Origin of the sequence: Vibrio sp. R-1, from assembly GCF_035615595.1 — a bacterium.
Taxonomy (GTDB): Bacteria; Pseudomonadota; Gammaproteobacteria; order Enterobacterales; family Vibrionaceae; genus Vibrio; species Vibrio cholerae.
In genome coordinates this window covers 1-3,398 of sequence record NZ_WPDC01000156.1, presented here as the reverse complement: position 1 = coordinate 3,398, position 3,398 = coordinate 1, and the positions used below count along the sequence as shown (strand labels likewise).

Below are 3,398 nucleotides of genomic sequence, written 5' to 3'. Positions count from 1 at the left end.
TCCTCTTGATGAAAAAACGCGCTTCTCATCACTTGGTTATCTGCACCTTGATTGATACACTTCGCTTTCGTTTATCGTCACGGAAGGCTATTTCCATGAATGCGTTCAATAAATTAGTAAAACATTCTAAAAAGATTTCTAACTTTAATCATTTGTCGTCCATCGTAGGTTGGGACCAAGCCGCCGTCATGCCTAGTGGCGGCGCTGAAGCGCGCTCGCAAGCCATGGCAGAGCTTTCTGTGCATATCCATGGCCTGATGACCCAGCCACAATTGGCTGATTGGTTTGCCGAGGCAGAAAGTGAAACGCTCAATATCGAGCAGCAAGCCACCCTGCGCGAAATGAAGCGCCAATGGCAACAAGCGACGGTTCTGCCTGAAGCCTTAGTCGAAGCGCAATCCCTAGCTGGCTCCAAATGTGAACACGCTTGGCGTAGCCAACGAAAAAATAACGATTGGGCAGGTTTTGAGAAAAACTGGGCGGAAGTGGTCAAGCTTTCTCAAGAAGAAGCGCAAATTCGTGCCGAAGCAACTGGGAAAACCCCTTACGATGCGATGCTGGAGCTTTATGAGCCGGGCACAACAACCGAACAGCTCAATCGTGTATTTAGTGATGTGAAAACTTGGCTACCCAGCTTAATTGATGTGGTGATTGAAAAGCAGAGTAGCGAAAGCTTTATCGCACCTAAAGGTCACTATCCTGCTGAAAGCCAAAAAGCGCTGGGGCTGGATGTGATGAAGCTACTTCAGTTTGATTTTAACCACGGCCGACTTGATGAAAGTGTGCACCCCTTCTGTGGCGGCGTACCGAGTGATGTGCGCATTACTACACGCTACAACGAAAGCGAGTTTGTACAATCGCTGATGGGCATTGTGCATGAAACTGGCCATGCGCGTTACGAGCAAGGTTTACCTAAGCATTTGGCCGGCACTCCGGCTGGCGAAGCGCGTTCGATGGGCATTCATGAATCACAATCTCTGTTCTTTGAGATGCAAGTGGGTCGTAGCCCTGCGTTTATTGCCCATCTCGCTGAACTGGCAGGCAAACATTTTTCGGCGATGAATGATCCGGTCTTCCGAGTGGAAAACATTCAAAAACTTTACACGCGCGTGCAGAAAGATTTTATCCGCGTCGATGCGGATGAGCTCACCTACCCAGCCCATGTGATCCTGCGTTTTGAAATCGAACGAGATTTGATGAACGGCAAAATCAAACACACCGATGTGCCAGAACTTTGGGATCAAAAGATGCAGGCTTATTTAGGTCTGAGCACCAAAGGCAACGATCAAAATGGGTGTATGCAGGATATTCACTGGACCGATGGCAGCTTTGGTTACTTCCCAAGCTACACCTTAGGTGCCATGTATGCCGCGCAATTTATGGCGGCCATGAAGAAAACCGTGGATGTGGATGGCGCGATTCGCCGCGGCGATCTCTCACCGATTTTTGCTTGGTTGTCTGAGAATATTTGGAGCAAGGGCAGCTTATTCAGTACCGATGAATTGGTTAAACAAGCGACGGGGGAAACCCTCAATCCAGAGCATTTTAAAGCTCATTTGAGTCAGCGTTATCTGAAGTAATCTTTCACGAACCCCACGAAATGTGGGGTTCTTTATCTCCTCAAAATCTCACGTCTTCACCGTCATTTTTCAGCGTCCAGAGAGCTAGACTTGTTTGGCTCGGCATCAGCCCAGCCATTTATGGCAAGCAATAGGATAAGGTTGCCCAGATGTGGACGGATTCCCTGGTTACCATTTTCAGTTTCACTTTCTGTTTTCATTCCGCCTGTTTACTGCTGCTCACATTGTGATGAACAAAAAGCCGCGTAATCGGCAATGCGTGTGCTTAATCGCTGCTCTGCTTTCAACCTTGCCTTTATCACCACACTTTCGGCACAAACTGGCAGCGCAGTTGGCCGCGCAGCCAGTTGTCTTGCTGGATGGTTTGGCGCATACCGCGGTGGTAGTCGTTAAAAGTACCCAGCATCAGCGCACACTCTTGGCGGCGGCTATTTTCATGGCGGCATAGGCTGAGGGTTTGGCCATCAAACTGCGCGTAGAGGTTGAAACCATAACGGCCATCTGCGGTGCTTTGTTTTACCGCTTGCGCCGGTTGGTTCGCCAAGAGATCGAGCGCCAAGGGCTCGCTCGCGCGCCATTTTTTATTAAAGTACAGCTCGCTATTTTGCAGCACGCATTGCACCCGCTCGCCATATTTGGCGTTTTCACGCGCCAGCTCCAGCTGCGCTTGCTGCTCTTTTAGCGCTTGCTCGCGTGCTTGCTGCTCGGCCAAGCGGCGCGCTTCACGTTGCCTATCCAACTCAGCTTGTTTTAGCTGCGCCTCATACTGCTGCTCTGGGGTTAATGCCAGCCATTGGGCTTCGCTCATGCCCAATGGGTAACTGGCGCACGCCGTCAGCAGCAAAACGCACACCACAGTGCTCAAATAGGGTTTGTGTGGGTTTAAGCGAGGTTTCATTACATTTCCCCTATTTCTATGCCATCAACAAAAATGGTGCGGTGTGCACAGGCCAAAAACCCAATCACTGTCCGGCTCGCACCAAACGAACGTTGAAGAGGTAGCTGCTCTTAGGGAGTCTGAAGACGTCACCAAAGTAGAAGCCGACGTGCCACGCGTTGCTACTATTGAGGGCATAGGGCGAAGACGACCAATAGTAATCACCTGGCGTATTGGGAAACGCTCTGATATTGATGGTCGGCCTCTGGTAGTTGTCACCAAGGCAGACGCCTCTGGTATCTGCCACAAACTCACCATTAGGGCGCACTGAGGGTGATCGACCTTCTGAGCATTGCACCAGAGTATCTAACTCATCGACAGTGGGTACCCGCCAGTCACTGTGGCCTGCATAGCTAAAAGTCATTGCGGTTTTCAACGCATCATTCCAGTTCATCTCCATGGCCACACCGGCACAGGTAGTGCCCGTCCACTGCTGCCCAAGGCTGCAACGCATCCAGGTAAGGTTGGTTTTGCTGTCGGTTATTGTGCCATTACCGTTATCACGATAGCGCCCATCAATGACTACCGCTTTAGCTGGGGTGCCGGCAGGTTTTGGGGCGGTATTGTTGGCATATTGCGCTTGGCATGCCTCAGTGATCGCTTTTACAGCGGCATCATGGGTAATGCCTTGTAATTTTTCGGCCAAACAACTGACATAATCATCGGCCTGTGCGGGTTTAGATAAAAACAAAGCGCCGCTCAAAGTTAAGCAAAGTAAGTAGGTATAGGTTCGTTGGTTAATCATCTGCGATCCTTGTTGTTGATTGGTTGTGATAAAACGCGAATAACATAGTCTATATTGATAATTTTAATCAATATGTTACGTCATCAAATGGCATGGCTTCTCCCTGCTTAATGTATACCCTTCCTACTTGAAGCTG

3 protein-coding genes are annotated in these 3,398 nt (G+C 49.7%); 1 reads left to right on the top strand and 2 read right to left on the bottom strand.

The window, feature by feature from the left end:
- The first annotated feature begins 95 nt into the window (after window positions 1-95).
- The gene (locus GOU96_RS17140) at window positions 96-1,580 is read left to right on the top strand and encodes a carboxypeptidase M32 (protein WP_000991029.1); all 1,485 of its coding nucleotides are present in this window, start codon (window positions 96-98) and stop codon (window positions 1,578-1,580) included.
- 298 nt (window positions 1,581-1,878) lie between these two features.
- On the opposite strand, the gene GOU96_RS17135 is transcribed toward GOU96_RS17140, so the two are convergent.
- Window positions 1,879-2,478: a hypothetical protein gene (locus GOU96_RS17135; RefSeq protein WP_174500144.1), complete on the bottom strand. Its 600-nt coding sequence runs from the start codon at window positions 2,476-2,478 to the stop codon at window positions 1,879-1,881.
- Between the two features lie 64 nt (window positions 2,479-2,542).
- Window positions 2,543-3,262 (bottom strand): DUF1566 domain-containing protein, encoded by a 720-nt coding sequence (locus tag GOU96_RS17130; protein ID WP_258503711.1) that lies wholly within the window; start codon window positions 3,260-3,262, stop codon window positions 2,543-2,545.
- Window positions 3,263-3,398: the final 136 nt, after the last annotated feature.

Excerpts from the sequence above, each read along its gene's own strand:
- GOU96_RS17130 (WP_258503711.1), bottom strand. The coding sequence starts at position 3,262 with ATGATTAACCAACGAACCTATACCTACTTACTTTGCTTAACTTTGAGC.
- GOU96_RS17135 (WP_174500144.1), bottom strand. The coding sequence starts at position 2,478 with ATGAAACCTCGCTTAAACCCACACAAACCCTATTTGAGCACTGTGGTG.
- GOU96_RS17140 (WP_000991029.1), top strand. The coding sequence starts at position 96 with ATGAATGCGTTCAATAAATTAGTAAAACATTCTAAAAAGATTTCTAAC.